Below are 19,770 nucleotides of genomic sequence, written 5' to 3' on the forward strand. Positions count from 1 at the left end.
GTCTCTGCCGCAGGATTGCTGCGACAAAACCGCTCGCGTGCCGACCGGCAAGTGCCGGCCCGCGGGACGGCTTCTTGACCGCTTCGGCTATTTTTGGGGCTTGCCTAGAACCGCCATGCGCATGACTTCGACGCCACCGTCGGCAAGTTCCGGAAGCTTGGCGAACCAGTCCTTCACATACGCCATCGCGTTGTGCGCGTCGAAATCGGCTTGGCTGGCGAAGACCTCGTAGAAGATGAAATGACCGGGCCTGGCGCGGTCTTCCTGAAGGAAATAAACCAGGTTGTGGGGATCGCCGCGAACCAGCGCGATCAGCGGCAGTGTGGCGGCGCGCAGTGCGTCTTCTTTCCCGGGCTTGGCTCTCACCTGCGCCACCACCGAATACGCGCCATCCGGAATCTCCTGATAGCGCACGCGCGGTGCTTCCTCGGCGACCGCGGACGGCGCCGTCATGGCCATCGAGGCGGCCAACAGCAGCGCGCAAAGCGAATTGCGGACGAGACTTTGCATGATGAGCTCCTTCACATGTGATCGTGAGTGCGAGGCGGCAAGGTCACCGGCACTGACCGGTCGCGCGCCACGGTTGAGGCGTCAGCGCACGACTTTTTGCTGCCGCTTTGCCAAGGCCTCGCTGAAGCGCTTTTTGACCGGGTCGAGCGCTTTGACGAATTCGAGTTGCTCGCCCTCGGGGCCTTTGCAATAGATCAGCTCCCAACCGTTCGAAGGCTCCGCCGTCACGCGGTTCGTGTTGGCGCTGCGTGGAGCCGCCTTGCGATCCGCTTCCGTCATGACGCGGATGGTGCGGTTCGCTCTCACCTGCGTCATGCCGCGACGCGCCGATTCGGCTTCGAGATCGGCGATGAACTTGTTGAAGTCGACGTCGTCGCGAACGTAGAAGCAGATGTGCATCATGCGCGGAAACGCCGGGCTCATGTGCTCCAGCGGCTCGGCAAAGCTCTTCGTGCTGCCCATAGGCTGATCGGCCTCACGATATTGCAGCAGTTCGAGCACCATGTTGTCGAACTGGATGAAACGGACATCGAGCCGCTGCGCTCCGCTTCTCAGGTCGGGAACGCCGATCGTCCGCGGATTGACCCCGCGTGCGTTCGCCTCGATCTCCTGATCGGCCAGCAGCGTGTTCTGGACCCCGTCGCCCTGGAAGTCGCCATGACGAAAGACCTCGGTGCCGCCGAGCACCTCCGTATAGAACTCGTAAGCCCGCTCCATGTTCTGGACCGTCAACCCGAAATGCTGGACACCCTGGAGCCGCGCGCCGAGCGGCGCCTCGTTGCGCTCGGCTGGGGACATGCTGTCCGGCGCCGCGGACGCGGCTGACGGCATGCTGGCGACCGCAAGACCGGTGATTATCGCGGCGCCTGCCGTGCGAAGCAGGTTGCGGCGTTCGATTTCGGCAATGTTGCACGTTTCGTCGGTCATTCTCGTCTCCTTGGTCCGTGAGTTATGTCATGTGCCGGTCAGCCGGCGTCCGGAAGCGGAGCAGCTGGATTGACGAGACCGGCCGATCGAAGTTCGCGCCAGAAATCGCCGGGTATTGATTGGTCAAGGGCCGCGCGGTCCCCGGCGATGCGGGCGGGCCGGCTCGCCCCGGGGATCACGGCGGCGACCACCGGGTTCGCCAGCGCGAACTGCAGGCCTGCGGCCTTCATGCTGATGCCGTAGCGATCGGCGATCGTCTTGATCCGAGCCACCTTGTCGAGGATTTCCGGAGGCGCTGGCGCATACTCGAAGTTCGGACCGCCGACGAGCGCGCCCGAACTGTAGGGGCCGCCGACGACGATCGCGAGCTCATGCTCCGCGACCATCGGCATCACCCGCTGAAGCGCACGGGCGTGGTCCAGCAGCGTGTAGCGGCCCGCGAGCAGGAATCCGTCGGGGCGCGGCTCGTCGAGCGCGAGCAGCAGCTCGATCGGTTCCACCCGGTTGACCCCCAGCCCCCATGCCTTGATCACGCCCTCGTCGCGCAGCCGGTCGAGCGTCTTGAACGCGCCCTTGCGGGCGCTTTCGAAGACCGAAAGCCACTCGTCTCCGTAGAAATCCTGCGCGACGTCATGCACGAAGGCGATATCGACATGGTCCGTGCCCAGCCGCTTCAGGCTGTCGTCGATCGAGCGCAACGTCCCGTCCCGGGAATAGTCGTTCACGATCCTGTTCGGGCGCCCATGTTTGAAGACGCCGCCTTTCTCGCCGAGATCGCGGCCCCCGACATCCTCGATCTCGTCCAGGATCAGGCGGCCGACCTTGGTGCTGACCACGTAGTCGCTCCGCTTCCGGCCGACGAGCGCCGCGCCCATGCGGATCTCGGCAAGCCCCGCGCCGTAGAACGGCGCGGTGTCGAAATAGCGTATGCCGTCCTCCCAGGCTGCGTTGACCGTCGCGAGGGCTTCCTGCTCCGGGATGTCGCGGAACATGTTGCCGAGCGGCGCTGCACCGAAACCTAATTGTCCCGGCAGAACATCCTTGAGGGCCATGTTGCGAGTCCTTGGGTGACAGCCACGACCATCCGTGTGGATTGCGCCGATCTCAGTCGGTTGCGGAGGTGTCTGCACTTCTGATGAAGGCCGCGACCTCGTGCGGATGCGACAGCATCACCGCGTGGCTGCTTTTGATCTCCGTCACCTTGGCGCCCGAGCGCTTGGCCATGGTGCGCAGCAAGCTCGGGGGGATAATGTGATCCTCCATCGTTACCATGTAATAGGTCGGCTTCGTCTTCCAGGCCACGCGCTCGACCTTGGTCTGCACCGCCTGCAATCCAAACGGCAGTTGCGCCGCAGCCATGAAGCGGGCTGTTGCGGCATCGACGCCGGCGGCGAACGCGGTCGGGAATTTATCGCGTTCGACGAAGAGATAATTGCCCTCAGTGACCAGCGGACCCTTGTGCTCGCCGGGCGGCACGGGTGCTTCCGAAAGCGTGGCGACCGACTCCCCGACATCGGGAGCATATGCCGCGAGATAGACCAGGCTGCGAACCTTCGGATTGTCGCCGGCTTCGGTGATGACCATTCCACCATAGGAATGCCCGACGAGAATGACCGGATGCCGCGCCTTGGCAATCACGCGCTCGGTCTCCGCGACATCGTCACGAAGCGAGATCGTTGGCTGCTGGACGACAAGCACTTCATAGCCCGCCTTCGAGAGAAGGTCGTAGGTGTTCTTCCAGCCCGATCCGTCGACGAAGGCGCCGTGGACAAGGACGATGGATACGGTCCTCTCGGCCGCGACCGCGGCGGAGGCTGTTGCGATCGACATTGCGGCAAGCGCAAACATAATCATCTTCATAATAGGCTCCGGTCTCGATACGGCGGCATTGCCGTTGATGCGCCTCTCACTAGTGCACGCTCGCATTGCGGTATTTCCGATTCCTGCGCGATGACGCACGCATCTTGCTCAAGTGCGACGAGACCAGCTTTCGAAGCCGAACGCGCCTGGCTCCAAGTCGTTGGTTTGCCTGGCTTTTACCTCTTTTAACCGTGCCGGCTCTGGACTTCGCTCCTGCGCCTTGTGAGAAATCCGCATCGGCGTGGCAGCAGCCGGGCTGCAACTCACCACCGGATGGAATGATCGCTCGCTCGCGATACGGGGCCGGGATTCGCCGCAACTGAAGCGGAGGACATGATGGCGCTCGTGACGCATGCAGATCAGAAATATCAGAACAGCGAGAAGCTCGCGGCGGCCAGCGATTGGCCGGGGCTGAGCATCGAGCACCGCAAGTTCGAGGCGGGATGTCAGGCAACGCCCGTTCCCATCTGCACCGAGCTCGTCATGCTGCTCTCAGGCGGTGGGATGGTGTGCCGCGCCGGCAACGGTGAGGTCCAGAAGAGTCTCGCGCGGCCGGGGATGAGCTACCTCGTGCCTGTGGGGACGCAGGAGAGCCATCTCGAGCTTTCCGATCGGATGGAATGCCTTCATCTCTATCTGCCGCCGGCGCTGCTGGACCGGAGCGCCCTTGCGGATTTCGACATCGATCCCGCAAAGGTCGAGATCGCCTACGCCCACGGCTTGGCAGACCAGGTGCTATTCCACCTCTGTTCGCCGCTTCGCGACCTGCTCCATCGTCCCCGCCAGCCGACCGATGCGCTGTTCGTGGAGGGTATCCAGGTTGCGCTCGCGGCGCATCTTCTGGGAAACTATACGACCGACCGCTGGCACGCACCCGACAGGTCGCCGTCGCTCGATCTGCGGCGCCTTCAGCGCGTGCTGGACTATATCGAGGCATCTCTACGCGGCGACATCCGGCTCGAGGATCTGGCAGCCCAGGCCTGCCTCAGCCCCTATCATTTCTCCCGGCTGTTTCGCGAGGCGACCGGATTGTCGCCGCACCGCTACGTCACCGATCGCCGCGTCCAGGCTGCGCGGCACGAGCTCGCACGCGATCGCCTGTCCCTGGTCGAAATTGCCCTGGAGTTCGGCTTCGGCTCGCAGGCCAATTTCACGCGCGTGTTCCGCAAGGCCGCAAGTCTCACGCCGGGGCAGTATCGCGAATTGTGCTGCGGCCAGGCGGACGCGAAAGCCGATCGGCACGAGATGGCATTCCGCAGGGATTGCGCATGATCCCGCAGGATTCGGGAATACGGTTCAGCTTGCATCGTGCAGTGCTGTTACGACGATCAGATAGGCGAGGGGATTTACCGACATGATCGAGCTTACGGTGAACGGGATCAAGCGCCAGGTCGACGTCGTTCCCGAGATGCCCTTGCTGTGGGTCTTGCGAGACGAGCTCGGCATCACCAGCGCAAAATATGGCTGCGGGGTCGCGCAATGCGGCGCCTGCACCGTTCACATCGACGGCAAGGCGGTGCGGTCCTGCCAGTCGCATATCGGCGAGGTCGCGGGCAAATCGGTCATCACGCTCGAAGGCCTGGACAACAAGGAGCACCACCCGGTCTTGCAGGCATGGATCGAGCATCAGGTGCCGCAATGCGGCTACTGCCAGACCGGACAGATCATGCAGGCGATCTCGCTGCTCACAAAGATTCCCAAACCAACGGACGAGCAGATCAATCAGGTGATGTCCGGCAATCTCTGCCGTTGCGGCACCTATCCGCGCATTCGTGCCGCGATCCATGCGGCCGCGGCCAAGAAGATGGCGGAGAAGTGAGATGGGCCACATGCAGACACTTTCCCGCCGCGCGTTTGTCTTCGGCTCCGCCGCGATGGCCGGCGGAATCGCCTTCGGCGCCTACGCCAGTGCCGAAGCGGCCACCAGCGCAAGCGACAATCCGTTGGCCGCCGGTCTTGGCCCGAACTCGGTGACCTTCAACCCCTGGGTCGAGATCAGCCCGGACAAGATCACGCTGATCGCGCAACACGCCGACATCGGCCAGGGCGTCGGCTCGGTGCAGCCGATCATGATCGCCGAAGAGATGGACCTCGATCCCGGGCAGTTCGAGATCCGCTTTGCAGAGCCCAGCCCCGCCTATTTCAACACGGGCTTCGCCGACGAGTTCGCGCCGTTCGTCGCCGCGGACCAAAGCCCGGCCGCAGAGGAGGCGCGCGCTGCCACACTCGAATGGTTGCGAAAGTCGGGCCTGCAAATGACGGGCGGATCGAGCACGATTCCGGACACCTACCAAAAGCTGCGTCTTGCCGGTGCGGTCGCGCGCGAGACGCTCAAGGCCGCTGCGGCCAAACGGTCGGGCGTCGCAGCGGCCGACCTTCGCACTCAATCGGGCCATGTGATCCTGCCCAATGGAACCAAGATCGCCTATGTCGCCCTCGCGGCGGAGGCGTCGAAAATTCCGCCGGTGCTCGATGCTCAGCCGCGCGACCCGTCCAAATGGCGCATGCTCGGCAAGCCGATGATGCGGCTCGACGTCCGCTCGAAAGTGATGGGCGAGCTGAAGTTCGGCATCGACCAGAAAGCGGAGGGCATGCTGTATGCCTCCGTCAAGCTGAACCCCAGCAAGGGGCAGCCGCTGAAATCATACGACGCCGGCAAGGCGCGATCGATGCCGGGCGTCAGGGAGATCCTCGAAATCAACAATGGCGTGGCAGTGATCGCCACGAACAGCTGGTACGCGATGAAGGCGGTCGACGCCATCGCTTGCGAGTGGGCGCCCTCGGCCTATCCCGCCGAGCAGGCCGACCATTGGAAAGTGCTGGAATCCTCTTTCAAGCCGGAATTTCTGGGCAAGGAGTGGAAGAAGATCGGCGACATCGAAGCCGGCCTGAAGACGGGCAAGCTCGTCGAAGCCGAATATCGCGCTCCTTACGTGGCGCATCAGCCGCTCGAGCCGCTCAACGGTATCGGCCTCGTTACCGACAACGGCATGGAGATCTGGGTCGGCCATCAGAGCCCACGCTTCGTGCAATGGGTCGCGGCGACCGCGATCGGCCTCAAACCGGAACAGATCACCTTCCACAACCAATGGACCGGCGGAAGTTTTGGCCATCGTCTCGAGTACGAGAACGTCCGCGTTCTCGCCGAGATCGCCAACCAGATGAAGGGCACGCCGATCAAGCTCGTGTTCTCGCGCGAAGAGGATTTCCTCCAGGACATTCCGCGGCAGATTGCGATCGCGCGGCACCGCGGCAGCGTCGACAAGAGCAAGATCGTCGCCGCCGATCTGCAACTGGCCTCGACGACGCCGCTCAAGGGACTGCTCGAGCGTTCGGGCACGCCCTCGAAGGATCCCGACGGGCAATTGGCCGCCGGCCTGTGGAACGTCTACTACGACATCCCCAATTTCCGGGCCACCAGCTACGAGGCGCAGGGACTGTCGCCGAGCACCACATGGCGGTCGGTCGGCGCCTCGACATCGGGCTTCTTCACCGAAAGCTTCGTCGACGAATTGATCCATGCGGCCGGTCTCGATCCCATGACGGCGCGCATCGCGATGTGCACCGTGCCGCACTATCGCAAGGTGCTGGAGACTGTCGCGGAGATGTCGGACTGGAAGGGGCCGCTCGGCAACGGTCGAGGACGGGGCGTTGCCTTCGTGGAATCGTTCGGCACACCGACCGCTGAAGTCGTCGAGGTGACGGCCACGGATCGGGGCATCAGGATCGACAAGGTCTGGGTCGCGGCTGATGTCGGCAAGGTCGTCGACCCCGTCAATTTCGAGAGCCAGGTGCAGGGTGGCGTCGTCTGGGGGCTCGGCCATGCGATCAATTGCGAGCTCACTTACGCAAAGGGCGCGGTGCAGCAGACCAATTACAACCACCATGAAGCCATGCGGATTTATCAATGTCCGGTCATCGAAGTTCGCGGGCTGGAGAACGATCCGAAGGTGAGGGGCATCGGAGAGCCGCCGGTTCCGCCGGCCGCGCCTGCGCTCGCCAATGCGATCTTCGCGGCCACCGGAAAGCGGATTCGCGAAATGCCCTTCAACAAGTTCATCGATTTCGTGTGAGGCGAGCCATGAGGAGATCTCTGATTGCGGTCGTCTTCGCAGCTTCTGCCATCGCGGCGCTCACCGGGATTGTTGCAGCCAAGGACGAGGCGGGCAAGGACGTGCTGCCGTCCGGCAGCGTCAGCCGCGCCGAGGGACTGGAGGCCTGGAAGCGGATCGAGGCCGTCGTGACCCATCCCCGGTGTGCCAACTGCCATGTCGATGCCAAGGCGATACCGATCTGGACGCCGGCCGGCGAAACCAGGCCCCGCCCGCATGGCATGAACATCCATGGCGGCGAGAGCCGCATCGGCGCGGAGGCGATCCCGTGCGCGACCTGTCACATGACCTCGACCCAGGCGAACGAGCCGGCACCGTCGCCGCCGCGCGCGGGTATCGACTGGCAACTCGCGCCGGTGGCTTTCATCTGGTTCGGCAAAAGTGGTGCCGAGATTTGCGCGCAGATGAAGGATCCAAAGCGCAATGGCGGCCGGGACGCCGCTGGCCTCGTCGAGCACTTGCGGCACGATGCGTCACTGAGCGGCTTCATTCCGCGGGGCTGGGCGCCGGGCGCAGGCCGTTCGACGCCACCGGGCACCTTCGAGGATCACGTCAAGGACATGGCGATGTGGGGAGCGGCCGGACAGCCCTGTCCGAACTGATGCGTTCGCTGTCTCACTCGGGCTGACCAGTCTCCTATTTGCAGTTCTTGCAAATCGTCAGCTTTCGCCTCAGCGCCTCATCGTCCTGATCGAGCGATTCCTGCCCTGCGGAACCGTTCTTCGCTGCGCGTGACCTCGCGGGCGGCGCGACCAGATTCGAGGCGTCGCGGTCTTCGCTGCCGACGGTGAAGCCGTCGTAATCGGCAGCGGGATTCGGCGAGAGCGGTAGCGCGCCGATCACAGGCGTCGAAGTATCTGTGCCGGGCGTCGCCAAGGCTGGATCGCGCTTCGGCCGCGAATTCTTGGCGTTCGAAGGTGGGGGCGATGCAATCGGAGCAAGCGAAACGGGCGGTGCCACCGGAGCCTGCCCCCTCGCGCTATCCTGTGCCCAGAGGCCGACACACACAAGGCCGAGGCCCAAGAACGTCGCGCGTCTCATCGGCATCCTCAAATGGCTTTGTTCAATGATCGATCGCATGGTCATTCGAGCCAGGCCATGTGGACGAATATCAGGGCTCAAATGACCATCAAAGTTGACGGAAATGGGGAGCTGGCTCGACCCGGGCCACGATCCCTTGTGTGGCCCGACGGACAAAACACGCTATAGCTGGGTCAATCGCGGTCCGCAAGATATTCGTATTGACCGAAATTCGGATTTGACGTAAAGACCGATACATCCCGCCCGCCACAAGGGGCGTTTCGCGATCGTCACGGGACGCGGGCAGGGATGCGGTGGCCGCGACGGCGTCGGCGCGCAAGATTGGCTGCAGGGCGGTGATCCCGTGAGCAGCAGCGGGCGCGATACGACACGGCGCTGACAGCGTCTTCGTATGGTCTCGACGGTGAGCGCACGCCAGCCGGTGAGAGCCCAGCGAAGATGTGCGCGGACGGAGAAGTCGTGTGGTCCTGACGCCCAGGGTCTGTGCGTCAAGTCATGTGGTGATGCTCACGGCCCAACCGGGCACGCACATCAGCCATCTGCATGGCGACGGGGGCAATAGTGCATCGCTCCCCGGGGAGAGCACGAAGGACACCGTTAAAACCATCCGCGCAGGGAAGGCCGGGATTCCGGCGTCACCTGTCGTCCACCCCGTGCGCGTTCTCATCGCACACGGGACTTCGGGTGCCTGCCGGTGCCCGGCCTTCCTTGCGCCCTCGCTTCGGATGAGGGCGGAAGAGGACAGCAAAGCTCGGGCGAAATGTGCCGCGAGGCCGCGAAGGTGTGTCCAGATGAAATGCGAGTCGTTAGAGCGATGTCGTCTCTCCACACTCCGTCATTGCGAGCGAAGCGAAGCAATCCAGAATCCCTCCGCGGAAAGATTTTGGATTGCTTCGTCGCCAGAGCTCCTCGCAATGACGGGGGGTGGGGAGACGCCGATGCCTATTTACGGCGACCGGCGCCCCGCTACGCCTTCTCCTCCAACGCGCGGCGCAGCCTTCGGATGATGACGCCGCGGGCGCGGTCGTCGGCGGCGGCTGCGACACGATCGTTGATGTCGAGCATGAGCTCGGACATCTCGTTGTGCCAGTCGAGACGGGTGACGGCCTCCGGCGCGAGCCGCCGGCGATGATCCACGTCGAGCACCCGCGGTTCGGGGGCAGCGAGCTCATAGATGTCGTCCAGCATCGGCTGGTAGATCTTGGCCGCGGGAATGATGCGTTCGGCCACGCGCTCGGCAAGCCCCGCAATCGCGCCTTCCTCGCCGTGGACCAGGAACAGCCCGCGGGCGATCGGTCGGCGCGCCGCGATCCAGCTGGCCATGCCGGCACCGTCGGCATGGCCGGAATATTCGTCGATCATGCGGATGCGGGCCGCGACCTTGATCTCCTCGCCCTGGATCCGCACGGCCTTGGCGCCGTTCTGGAGGAAACGGCCGAGCGTGCCGTTGGCCTGGAAACCGGCGAGAAGCACGGTCGCGCGCTCGTTCCACAGCCAGCGCTTCAGATGATGGCGGATGCGGCCGGCATCGCACATGCCGCTCGCGGCGATGATGATGTGGAATCCGCTGAGACGCATGATCGCCTTGCTCTCGTCCACGGTTTCGGTGAACTTGAGATGCGGCGAGTTGAGCAGGCGGGTGACATCGACGGAGGGGTCGAGGCTCTCGGCATGGCGGCGGAACACTTCGGTCGCGCGGATCGCGAGCGGCGAATCGAGGAAGATCGGTGCCGTCGGAATCTCGCCGTGCTCCATCAGGTCGACGAGATCGACGATCAGCTCCTGGGTGCGCTCGACCGCGAAGGCGGGCAGCAGCAGTGCGCCGCCGGCCGCCGCGGCATCGCGCACCTCGGCGGCGAGGTGCTTGCGGCGGAGTGCAGGTGTCATGGCCTCACGCACCCGGTCACCATAGGTGGATTCCGAGATGACGTAGTCGAAATCGGTCGGCGCTTCGGGATCAGGCTGGAGCAGCTTGGCCTCCGGGCCGACGTCGCCGGAGAGCAGCACGCGCAGCGGCCGCGCCGAACCTTGCTCGGCGATTTCGAGCTCGATCGAGGCGGAGCCGAGCAAATGGCCGGCGTTCCAGTAGCGCGCGCGGACGCCCGGGATCACGTCGGTCCAGCGTTCATAGTCGACCGGGCGAAACGATTGCATCGATGCGATCGCATCGGCCTGCGTGTAGATCGGCTGCACCTCCTTGCGCCCGCGCGAGGCGTTGCGCCGGTTGAGCTGGGTGACTTCCGATTCCTGGATGCTGCCGGCGTCGGGCAGCATGTAGGAGCAGAGGTCGATCGTGCCGCGCGTCGCCAGGATCGGTCCCTCGAATCCTGCGCGCACGAGTTTCGGCAGCAATCCGCTGTGGTCGATGTGAGCATGCGTGAGCAGCACGGCATCGATATCGGCGGGGCGAAACGGAAAGGCGCCGTAGTTGAGCTCCTTCAGCGTCTTCTGGCCCTGGAACAGCCCGCAATCGACCAGGAAGCGGCCGCTCGCGGTCTGGAACAGGTAGCTCGAGCCGGTCACGGTGCGGGCGGCGCCGCAAAATCGAACGGTGATGCTCATGTCGTCGTCTCCGGAAGCTGTGTCGTGGGCAGTTCGGACCGCAACGCGGCCGCGAGAATCTCGTCGAGCGCAATCGCATTGGTCGGATGCGGCACGCTATCGGTCGAGCGGATCGACCGTATGCCGGCCTCGGTGAATGCGGCGATCATCGCGGGTGGAAACAGCGCATGCGTCACGACCGCATCGACGACCGTCGCCCCCATTGCGGTCAGCGCCTTCGCTGCGGCCGTCAACGTCGTCCCGGAGGAGACGATGTCGTCCACCAGGAGCGCCGGTCGTCCCGAGAGCAGGGCAGGATCGACAAAGCTGACTGCCACGGAACGATCGTCATGCCGCGTCTTTCGCGCCACCGTGTGCTGCAATCGCAACCGGCCCGCGACATCGTTCACCCAGGACTCGGACTCCATGTCGGGCCCGATTACGACGGTCGCCGGATCGATGCTGCCCGCCGCCAGCGCCTTCGCGATCGCCGGCATGGCGGACAGATTCTCCGCTTCGATCCCAGGAAATACGGACCTGATATCGGGAGTGCGATGCAAATGCGCATCCACGGTGACGACGCGGTCCACGGTCGTTGCCAGCAGGCGGCCCATGGCGCGCTGGCTGATGGCCTCGCCCGCATGAAATGCAGCATCCTGCCGCATGTAGCAGAGATAGGGCGCGACCAGGACCAGCCGCTTCGTGCCGTTACGGCGCAGGGCCTCCGCAGCGAAGAGCAGGGTGATCAGCTTGTCGTTGGGTTGATCGAGCGAGGCGTAGAGAATCGTCGTGTCGGTCGCCGGCGCGACTGCGACGCGCAGTTCTCCGTCCGGAAAGCGATGCACGGCGATCTCGCCGCAGGCGAGTCCAAGCCGCGCCGCGAGGCGCTTCGCAGCATCGACGCTGCACGGCAATGTCTGGAGCGCGATCGTGCTCACGGCGTCGTCGTGCCCTGCAGGGCTTCGTGACCGTTGACGAGATACCCGGTCTCTTCGGCGGCGGCGTCGGCAACCAGATCATGCTCGGGATGGTCGAAAGTGTAGACGCGATAGAGCGGCTCGCCCTGCTCGACGCGGTCGCCGATCTTCTTGAACAGGCGGATGCCGGCGCCCTTGTCGAGCGGCGCGCCGGCGGTGCGCGCTAGGCGGTTCAGACGCAGGCAGTCGATAGCGGACACGATGCCGTCATGCATCGCCTTGACGTCGAAGCTGAGCGGTCCGAGCTCGTTGCTGCAGGTCGAGGGGCCCTGTGCATCGATGATCTTCTGCATCTGCTTCAGCGCCGCGCCGCTGTCGAGCAGCTCGCGCGCCCGGGCATAGCCGGCACCGCCGCGCAGCTTCGGATCGTATTCCAGGAGATGGGCGGCGAGCCGGAGCGACTTCTCGCGCAGATCGCGCGGTGCGGTCGGCTCGTTGCCGAGCACCGCCATGACGTCGTTGGCTTCGAGCACCGGCCCGATGCCGTTGCCGATCGGCTGGCTTCCGTCGGTCGTGATCACCTCGACCGAGCGGCCGAAGCGGTCGCCGACGAATTCGAACAGCTTTCGCAGCCGCATGGCCTCGACGCCGCCGCTGACCTTCGCGGTCGGCCCGACCGGAATATCGATCAACAGATGGGTCGAGCCTGCCGCGATCTTCTTGGACATGATGGAGGCGACCATCTGCTCGCGGGTATCGAGGCTCAGGGGACGCTCGACCGAGATCAGGACGTCGTCGGCCGGCGACAGGTTCACGTGCCCGCCCCAGATCAGACAGCCGTTGCAGGCGGAGACGATCGCCTTCATCTCCTCGACGCCGACATTCACCCGCGCCAGGACCTCCATCGTGTCGGCGGTGCCGGCGGGCGAGGTGATGGCGCGCGAGGAGGTCTTCGGTATCAGCAGGCCATGGGCGGCGACGATCGGGACCACGACCATCGAGGTGCGATTGCCGGGGATACCTCCGATGCAGTGCTTGTCGACGACGACCGGGGTCGGCCAGACCAGTTGCGTGCCGGCCTGCGCCATTGCCCCCGTGAGGGCGAGAAGCTCGTCGCTGGTGATGAAGCTCGCCGAACTGATCAGGAAGGCGGCGATCTCCATGTCGGAGTAGCGATAGTGCGCAAGGTCGCTGATGATCGCGCCGATCTCGGCCTGGTTCAAGGTTCGTCCGCGGATCTTCGCGCGCACGGCTTCCAGGCTCTCGGGAGGCGAGGCGGGCCTGACCGTCACCAGCGTGCCGACGGCTTCCGCGAAGCGCCGGAACGCAGGTTCGGAAAGGCCGATCTCGTCCGAAGCCGCCAGCGAATCGTCATCCGTGATCAGCAGCGTCGCCAGCAGAGCCTTGCCGCCCCGACGAAGCTCGACGCGGCTGAAGCCGCGGAAGATCTCCGCGCGCAGCGCCTTCGAGTGCCGCGAGACGACGACCACGTTCTCACGGCCGGTATCGAGGCGGACGCGGCGGATCTTCAGTTGGGAGTGCGGAAGGTCTGGATGCATGGACAAGCCGGCGGCAGGGAGTTGGGCCTCCATGCTTAAGCGTCTCACACCTGATGCTGTTGACCCAGATCATGGCCCGCAGGGCCGGCGAATATCGGCGAGAAGCGCGGCGCGCCGTTGCGCAAGCCGGGGCGGCGGTTACTTCATCGCCGAGCTGATCGAGTTGAACTTGTTGTTGAGCAGCGCGCCACCCGTGTTGTTCACGGCGGTCACGATTGCCAGAGCGATCCCGGCGGCGATCAGGCCATACTCGATTGCGGTTGCGCCATTCTCATCGGCAAGGAAAGACCTCAGCAAACGCATTGCCAGCTCCTGTTCATCCGATCCAATGTATGGTCGCGTCCTTATTGGACTCGCAAATCGATCTAATATGTCTTTGTGCTCGCCGGAAGAATTAAGCCCGGGCCATCGCGCTTTTCGCTCATACGACGGCATTCATTAAATTAAGGTTCCATCGATCCCTCCAAGTGGATTCGAACGGCAGCCCCAGGGTTGCGCCGGCGCAGTGCCCGTCAAGGCGTGATCATGCGGGCCGCTTAACCGATTGTTGAGCCTGTTCGTCGATGGGCCGGCATGGACATCTCCATCGCGCTTCATCCGCTCCGGCCGTCCGCATTCAGCGCCCGCAACATGGCGATGCGGGCGAACATCACCCAGCCGCCGCCCATCTCGGCGGCATTGATCAAGGTTTCGATGGCGGTCTGCCAGTTCGCCGCGTGCTGGGTGTCCTCAGGCAGCTGCATGATATAATCCGCCGCATCCTGAAGCGTGAGCAGCCTGCGCCTGTTACCCATGCGAATGGGATCGTCGAACGCCGTCGACCAGGGCATATGTCAGGCCGCCTGATCGACGGGGAGAGACATCACGGCGCGATCGCGGGGGATGGCGCTAGCCGGCCTTCTTCGCCCGCGCCGGTGCCCGCACCGGCTTGTCGGCCTTCTTCGAAGCGTCCTTGGCCGCTTCCCTGGTTGCTGTCTTCGCCGCGGCGTCCTTGCCGCCCTTGCCGGCGATCGGCAGCAGCATCTCGCGCTGACCCTCGACGCGCTTCTTCGGCCTCTTGCCTTTGATGGTCTCCTTGGCGACCTTCGCCGTGGGAGCTGCGTCCTTCTCGTTCGCGATGCTCTTCTTCAGCGCGTCCATCAGATTGATGACATTGCCGCCGGTCTTCGGTGCGGCCTTCGCGGTGATCGGCATGCCGCTGCGCTTCTTGTTGATGAGATCGATCAGGGCCGTCTCGTAATGATCCTCGAACAGCTCCGGCTCGAACGCGCCGGACTTCTTCTCGACGATGTGTTTCGCGAGGTCGAGCATGTCCTTGGTGAGCTTCACGTCCTGGATGTCGTCGAAATATTCCTTCTCGCTGCGAACTTCGTAGGGATAGCGCAGCAGCGTGCCCATCAGCCCGCTGTCGAGCGGCTCCAGCGCGATGATATGCTCGCGGTTGGTCAGCACCACGCGGCCGATCGCGACCTTGTCCATGCTGCGGATGGTTTCGCGGATCACCGCATAGGCGTCGTGGCCGACCTTGCCGTCCGGCACGAGGTAATAGGGCCGGATCAGATAGCGGTTATCGATGTCGGCCTTCGGCACGAACTCGTCGATCTCGATCGTATGGGTGGAGTCGAGTGCGATCTCGTCCAGCTCGTCCTTGGTGACCTCGATATAGGTGTCGGTGTCGACCTTGTAGCCCTTGACGATGTCCTCGGAGGTCACCTCGTCGCCGGTTTCGGCGTCGACCTTGAGGTACTTGATCCGGTGGCCGGTCTTGCGGTTGATCTGGTTGAACGAGACCTTCTCGGTGTCCGAGGTGGCCGGATAGAGCGCGACCGGGCAGGTCACGAGCGACAGACGCAGAAAACCCTTCCAATTGGCGCGGGGGGCCATGGGCTACTCCAGACGCAACAGAGGACAAGCGGCAAGGATAACATCGCCCAGGTGCGAATCATAGCAACCGCCCGCGCGGAATCTTGCAACGGCGTTAATCGCTGCCTGCGCCGTATTGCCGGCGCCCCATGGTCCGGAACATCGCCCGGGATCACGCGTTGCCCCGGCACTTCAGAGCCGCGAGGAAAGTCGCGGCCATCGCAAGCGACAGCCACAGATCGAGGTCACCATGGCAACCACGCGAGAGCAGAACCGCATCGTGGAAACTCCGACCGAGGCGCGCCAGGGCGAGCCCGGGCCTTCGGTGGCGGCGCTGCTCGCCATCTCGACCGGACTTGCGATCCTGATCCTCGCCGTCGTCTGGTTCGTGTTCTTCCGGACCTGACGGCCGGATCCGGACGCCGGGGGCCCCCCGGCTCGCCGCGCAACGCGGCACATTGCGCCCGCCATGCCGCCGGCTCGTCCTGCGGCATGGCGGGCGCAGTCGCATTGGCTCGCGACAGGTTCTATATGACCAAAAAGTAACGTAGCCCGGTTCCGCGCGTTCATATTCAGTTCACGCCGGAATTGTTCATCTCTGGCGGTGTTCATGCAGCCTGTTCTTGCAGTCGATCTTTGGAGAGAAGCGTGCGCCTGCTCGTTGTTGAGGACGACCCAGATCTCAATCGCCAGCTCACCAAAGCGCTGACCGACGCCGGCTATGTCGTCGATCGGGCCTTCGATGGGGAGGAGGGGCACTATCTCGGCGACAACGAGCCGTATGACGCCGTGGTGCTCGACATCGGCCTGCCGAAGAAGGACGGCATCTCGGTGCTGGAGGCCTGGCGCCGCAACGGCCGCACCATGCCGGTCCTGATCCTCACCGCACGCGATCGCTGGAGCGACAAGGTGCAGGGGTTCGATGCCGGCGCCGACGACTATGTCGCCAAGCCGTTCCACCTGGAGGAGGTGCTGGCGCGCATCCGCGCCCTGCTGCGCCGTTCGACCGGCCACGCCCAGAGCGAACTCAGCTGCGGCCCCGTCACCCTCGATACCAGGACCGGCCGGGTCAGCGTGTCGGGCAATCCCGTCAAGATGACCTCGCACGAATATCGGCTTCTGGCCTATCTGATGCACCATTCCGGGCGGGTGGTCTCGCGCACCGAGCTGGTCGAGCATCTCTACGACCAGGATTTCGACCGCGACTCCAACACCATTGAGGTGTTTGTCGGCCGTATCCGCAAGAAGCTCGATGTCGACATCATCCAGACCGTCCGGGGCCTCGGCTACCTGCTAACCCCGCCGCCTGCACCGGGCGCTTGAGGCCTGGACTTCGCGCCGTCCGGGCTTGACGGCCGCCCTGACACGGGCCTTGGTCGGCCCATGACCTCCGACGACCTGACTTCCAGCCCGTGCCGGGACCGTTCCGATGGCCGCTAGCTCGCTTGCGAACCGACTGTTCCTGTCGGCGACCGCCTGGCTGGTGGTGATCCTGGCCATCACCGGAGTGGTGCTGTCGTCGGTCTACAAGAACGCCACCGAGCGCGCCTTCGATCGCCGGCTCAATCTTTATCTGCGCACCCTCATCGCCGAGGTCGCGACCCCCGACGAGCCGCCGGACCGCCAGTTCCAGTCGCTCGGCGAGCCCCTGTTCGAGCTGCCGCTGTCCGGCTGGTATTGGCAGATCACGCGCACGGACACCGAAAAGCCGGAGGTGCGCTCCTCGCGCTCGCTCTGGGACAAGAAGCTGCCGAAGCTGGAAGACCAGGGCGCCGAACTCACCGCCGCCGGCATCCGCCTCGCCTATGTCGACGGCCCGGAGGGGCAGAATCTGCGCATGGTGGAACGGCCGGTCGACCTCGGCGCCGACGGCAAGTTTCTCGTCAGCGTCGCTGGCGACGACACCGAGATCTTCGACGAGACGCGGAGCTTCGACTATTATCTCGGCGGCACCTTCACCGCGCTCGGCATCGTGCTGCTGCTGACGACCGTGTTCCAGGTCCGCTTCGGCCTTGCGCCGCTCAAGCGCATCTCGGAGTCGATCGCCGACATCCGCTCCGGACGGGCGGAACGGCTCGAGGGTGAATTCCCGGTCGAGATCGCGCCGCTGGCGCGCGAGACCAATGCGCTGATCGATGCCAATCGCGAGATCGTCGAGCGCGCGCGCACCCATGTCGGCAATCTCGCCCACGCGATCAAGACGCCGCTCTCGGTCATCGTCAACGAGGCCGGTGCCCACCTGGCTGATCCGTTCGCGGCCAAGGTGATGGAGCAGGCGGACCTGATGCGCGACCAGGTCGCCCATCATCTCGAGCGTGCGCGCATTGCGGCGCGGGTCTCGGTGGTTGCGACCGTGACGGAGGTGGCGCCTGCCATCGAGGCGCTGCGGCGGACCATGGAGAAGATCTATCGCGATCGTGGCATCGTCGTTGAAGCCAAGGCGGATCCGTCGGCAAAATTTCGCGGCGAACGACAGGATCTGGAAGAGATGGTCGGCAATCTCGTCGACAATGCCTGCAAATGGGCAGCCTCGCGCGTCCTCATCGAGGTTTTGGTCGAGGCGCCGCACCGGGCGGGCGCGGGTCCGCGCCTGCGGATCATCGTCGATGATGACGGCCGTGGCCTGTCGGAAGCGGAGCGCGCGCAGGTCTCAAGGCGCGGCCAGCGGCTCGATGAGTCCAAGCCCGGATCGGGACTGGGCCTCTCCATCGTGGTCGACCTCGCCGCGCTCTATGGCGGCAGCCTTTCGCTCGGTGCTGCGCCGACCGGCGGCCTGCGCGCCGAATTGGTCCTTCCCGGACTTTAATCGCTTGTTTCGACGCCGTTTTTCGTCTTTCTCGATCTCCGGCCAGAGGAATCCAGGGGCATTCGGACACACTTCCTAAACGGCTTCTTAAGTGGGGCGTCCTATGATCGCGCCCGGACGCATCCCATGTCCGTCATTTTACCGTGCATTACCCGGGCGCATGAGCCAGACATCGATCGAGCGGCTGAGGGAATATCTCGCGCAGCTCCCGCCGCAGGCGCAGGCCCTGCTGATGCGGGAATTCGAGCGCGCGCTGGAGCGCGGCCAGGACACGGCTGTCGCGACCCTGGTGCTCGAGCAGCTGCGCAAGATCGTCCGCAAGACCGAAGTCGACGAGGCTCCGCCGCCGCGCACCGACGATCTATCCCGGCTGCTGTTCCAGATATTGGAACCGTTCCTGGTCGAGGCGGGCACTCCGCTCCGGGCCGGCCAGATTCGCCGCTCCTCGCTCCAGCCGATCTGGCAGTGGCTCGGCCGTGACGGCGCGCCGGAGAAGGTGAACGAATTCGAGGCGGTACTGTCGCGCATGCCGGCGGACGATGCAGGGCAGGTCGAAGCCCTGGCCTCGAAGCTCCAGTCGGTGGCGGCGGATGCCATCTTCGAGCTGACGGGGCCGGGCGGAGGCGACAAATCGCGCGCGCTGGCGCGTGTCGGCCCGCCGAACGTGATCGAGGATCTTTATTCGGTTGGTGCGATACTCCAGGTCCGCGAGGCCATCGCCACGGTGAACGAGAGGCTGCCGCGCTTCCTGCGCGCCTTCGGTGATCCCCAGATCGCTTCGGTGACGTCAGCGCTCAACGTTCCGGCGCTGCAGACGCCGCAGATGCTGCCCTTCGCGCTCTCGATGATCGTGCAGCGCATGACCGCCCCCTGGCAGATCATCCGCCTCGCCATCAAGATTGCCGCGTCCGACGACGAGATCCGCGTGGCGGCAACGCCTTATGGCGTCGCCGTCACGATCGCGCTGCATGATTTGTCCCGCGTGGCCGCGATCCTTCGCATGGACATCAAGCGCGGCCATTTCGACAACGTCGCCGACAATCTCAAGACGCTGCACGACGGCGTGCGCGGCCTGCGCACCGAGCTCGACCTGCGCAACGATTCCGCCTGGGGCAAGCAGTTGACATCGATCCGCGCCGATATCTCCAATGCGCTGCAATCCGAGATCGACAGCGTTCCCGGCCGCGTTCGCCGTATCCTGCGCCAGCGCCCCGAGAAAGACATTCCGCCGGGCGCGCGGGTCGACAGCACGGAGGTGGAGGAAGCGGTGGCGCTGATCGACTTCGTCGCGACCTGCCGCAACTATGCGAGCGAGCTTGCGATCAACGAGGTGACGCTGCGCACCTATTCCGATCTGCAGCAATATGTGGAACGCTCGACCGAGCAGCTGGTGCAGTCGCTGCGCGCCGCCGATCACAAGGTCCGCGCCTATCGACAGCAGCAGGTGCAGGCCGCGATCCGCTTCTGCCAGGTGCTGTTCGGCGACGATTATGCCTCGCTGATGAGCCGGGCCGCGGAGAACGCACTCACTGGCGAGCGCAAATCGTCGCGGGCGGGCTGACTAAGCGAAAATTTCGTTCGCGCAATTTCTGGTTGACCATATCGATGGCGCGCCGTACGGTCCCCGAGCAAGT

Annotated in this window: 19 protein-coding genes; 8 read left to right on the top strand and 11 right to left on the bottom strand. The window is 64.6% G+C overall.

The features are described 5' to 3' along the window. Nucleotides 1-87: 87 nt before the first annotated feature. From ABIG06_RS24860 to ABIG06_RS24875, 4 genes are all read right to left on the bottom strand, one after another. Nucleotides 88-459: a putative quinol monooxygenase gene (locus tag ABIG06_RS24860; RefSeq protein ID WP_370140901.1), complete on the bottom strand. Its 372-nt coding sequence runs from the start codon at nt 457-459 to the stop codon at nt 88-90. 132 nt (nt 460-591) lie between these two features. Beyond that, nucleotides 592-1,437 carry a VOC family protein gene (locus ABIG06_RS24865; RefSeq protein WP_370138952.1) on the bottom strand — a complete coding sequence of 282 codons (846 nt, stop codon included), beginning with the start codon at nt 1,435-1,437 and terminating at the stop codon, nt 592-594. Nucleotides 1,438-1,475: 38 nt separating this feature from the next. Continuing rightward, on the bottom strand, nt 1,476-2,489 hold the full coding sequence (locus ABIG06_RS24870) for an aldo/keto reductase (RefSeq protein WP_370138953.1): 1,014 nt from the start codon (nt 2,487-2,489) through the stop codon (nt 1,476-1,478). A 52-nt stretch (nt 2,490-2,541) separates the two neighbouring features. Further along, nucleotides 2,542-3,267, bottom strand: coding sequence for an alpha/beta fold hydrolase (locus ABIG06_RS24875; protein WP_124161567.1), 726 nt, complete (start codon nt 3,265-3,267; stop codon nt 2,542-2,544). A gap of 366 nt (nt 3,268-3,633) precedes the next feature. On the opposite strand from ABIG06_RS24875, the gene ABIG06_RS24880 reads away from it, so the two are divergent. The 4 genes from ABIG06_RS24880 (at nt 3,634) to ABIG06_RS24895 (ending at nt 8,011) form a co-directional block, all read left to right on the top strand. After that, nucleotides 3,634-4,569: a helix-turn-helix domain-containing protein gene (locus tag ABIG06_RS24880; RefSeq protein WP_124161519.1), complete on the top strand. Its 936-nt coding sequence runs from the start codon at nt 3,634-3,636 to the stop codon at nt 4,567-4,569. Between the two features lie 82 nt (nt 4,570-4,651). Next, nucleotides 4,652-5,116 (top strand): (2Fe-2S)-binding protein, encoded by a 465-nt coding sequence (locus ABIG06_RS24885; protein ID WP_370138954.1) that lies wholly within the window; start codon nt 4,652-4,654, stop codon nt 5,114-5,116. Between the two features lies 1 nt (nt 5,117). Then, nucleotides 5,118-7,370 carry a xanthine dehydrogenase family protein molybdopterin-binding subunit gene (locus tag ABIG06_RS24890; RefSeq protein ID WP_370138955.1) on the top strand — a complete coding sequence of 751 codons (2,253 nt, stop codon included), beginning with the start codon at nt 5,118-5,120 and terminating at the stop codon, nt 7,368-7,370. Nucleotides 7,371-7,378: 8 nt separating this feature from the next. Beyond that, nucleotides 7,379-8,011, top strand: a complete 633-nt coding sequence (locus ABIG06_RS24895) for a hypothetical protein (RefSeq protein ID WP_124161516.1) — start codon at nt 7,379-7,381, stop codon at nt 8,009-8,011. 34 nt (nt 8,012-8,045) lie between these two features. On the opposite strand, the gene ABIG06_RS24900 is transcribed toward ABIG06_RS24895, so the two are convergent. The 7 genes from ABIG06_RS24900 to ABIG06_RS24930 form a co-directional block, all read right to left on the bottom strand. Beyond that, entirely contained in the window at nt 8,046-8,285 is a 240-nt protein-coding gene (locus ABIG06_RS24900) for a hypothetical protein (RefSeq protein WP_349629075.1), read from the bottom strand. Nucleotides 8,286-9,416: 1,131 nt separating this feature from the next. Continuing rightward, nucleotides 9,417-11,012: an MBL fold metallo-hydrolase gene (locus ABIG06_RS24905; RefSeq protein ID WP_370138956.1), complete on the bottom strand. Its 1,596-nt coding sequence runs from the start codon at nt 11,010-11,012 to the stop codon at nt 9,417-9,419. Further along, nucleotides 11,009-11,929 carry a ribose-phosphate diphosphokinase gene (locus ABIG06_RS24910; protein WP_370138957.1) on the bottom strand — a complete coding sequence of 307 codons (921 nt, stop codon included), beginning with the start codon at nt 11,927-11,929 and terminating at the stop codon, nt 11,009-11,011. Before ABIG06_RS24910 ends, ABIG06_RS24905 begins: the two co-directional genes overlap by 4 nt. Continuing rightward, nucleotides 11,926-13,467, bottom strand: a complete 1,542-nt coding sequence (locus ABIG06_RS24915) for a thymidine phosphorylase family protein (protein ID WP_124161511.1) — start codon at nt 13,465-13,467, stop codon at nt 11,926-11,928. Before ABIG06_RS24915 ends, ABIG06_RS24910 begins: the two co-directional genes overlap by 4 nt. A 138-nt stretch (nt 13,468-13,605) precedes the next feature. After that, nucleotides 13,606-13,770: a Flp family type IVb pilin gene (locus ABIG06_RS24920; protein ID WP_124161510.1), complete on the bottom strand. Its 165-nt coding sequence runs from the start codon at nt 13,768-13,770 to the stop codon at nt 13,606-13,608. Between the two features lie 290 nt (nt 13,771-14,060). Beyond that, complete coding sequence (locus tag ABIG06_RS24925) at nt 14,061-14,297, bottom strand: hypothetical protein (RefSeq protein WP_370138958.1); 237 nt, start codon at nt 14,295-14,297, stop codon at nt 14,061-14,063. A 58-nt stretch (nt 14,298-14,355) separates the two neighbouring features. Beyond that, nucleotides 14,356-15,351 (bottom strand): Ku protein, encoded by a 996-nt coding sequence (locus tag ABIG06_RS24930; protein ID WP_370138959.1) that lies wholly within the window; start codon nt 15,349-15,351, stop codon nt 14,356-14,358. A 229-nt stretch (nt 15,352-15,580) separates the two neighbouring features. On the opposite strand from ABIG06_RS24930, the gene ABIG06_RS24935 reads away from it, so the two are divergent. The 4 genes from ABIG06_RS24935 (at nt 15,581) to ABIG06_RS24950 (ending at nt 19,697) form a co-directional block, all read left to right on the top strand. After that, complete coding sequence (locus ABIG06_RS24935) at nt 15,581-15,736, top strand: hypothetical protein (protein WP_162832009.1); 156 nt, start codon at nt 15,581-15,583, stop codon at nt 15,734-15,736. A gap of 242 nt (nt 15,737-15,978) precedes the next feature. After that, nucleotides 15,979-16,653, top strand: coding sequence for a response regulator transcription factor (locus ABIG06_RS24940; protein WP_011085905.1), 675 nt, complete (start codon nt 15,979-15,981; stop codon nt 16,651-16,653). Nucleotides 16,654-16,759: 106 nt separating this feature from the next. Beyond that, nucleotides 16,760-18,136 carry an ATP-binding protein gene (locus ABIG06_RS24945; protein WP_370138960.1) on the top strand — a complete coding sequence of 459 codons (1,377 nt, stop codon included), beginning with the start codon at nt 16,760-16,762 and terminating at the stop codon, nt 18,134-18,136. 160 nt (nt 18,137-18,296) lie between these two features. Continuing rightward, nucleotides 18,297-19,697: a hypothetical protein gene (locus tag ABIG06_RS24950; RefSeq protein ID WP_370138961.1), complete on the top strand. Its 1,401-nt coding sequence runs from the start codon at nt 18,297-18,299 to the stop codon at nt 19,695-19,697. Nucleotides 19,698-19,770 lie beyond the last annotated feature (73 nt).

The sequence above is a fragment of the Bradyrhizobium sp. USDA 326 genome (assembly GCF_049739485.1).
Taxonomy (GTDB): Bacteria; Pseudomonadota; Alphaproteobacteria; order Rhizobiales; family Xanthobacteraceae; genus Bradyrhizobium.